We start from the raw sequence: 372 nt of genomic DNA, 5'->3' as shown, positions 1-372 counted from the left end.
ATGACTGCTGGCAGAAGGACTGGTGGGATCAGCACCGGGAAGATCTCGGAAGCCAGTTCATCAACATGCCCTGGTTGGAAAGCAGGGCGGAGCGGATCTGCTCATACCAGACCATGTTCGTGGATGGCCTGCTCCAGACACGCGCATACGCGGAGCTCCTCATCAGGAACGGGGAACCGCAGGAGACCAGCGAAGAACAGATTCAGCGATGGGTCGACCTACGCATGGACCGGCAGCAGGTCCTCACCGGTCCAGCCGCCACACAAGTGTCGGTGATCCTCGAAGAGACCGTGCTTCATCGGAGGATCGGTGACTCACGGACCTGGCGTGCTCAGCTGGAACGCCTTGTCAGCGCGAACGACAGCGAGAACA

The 372-nt window shown here is 60.2% G+C and carries 1 protein-coding gene; it reads left to right on the top strand.

Features of this window, described 5'->3' with window-relative positions:
- A partial coding sequence (locus ACYVK3_RS09410) for a DUF5753 domain-containing protein (protein WP_460497061.1) occupies positions 1-372 on the top strand: 372 nt, incomplete at both ends.

The organism is Glycomyces tarimensis (genome assembly GCF_054776215.1).
This window is presented reverse-complemented; position numbering and strand designations above follow the sequence as displayed.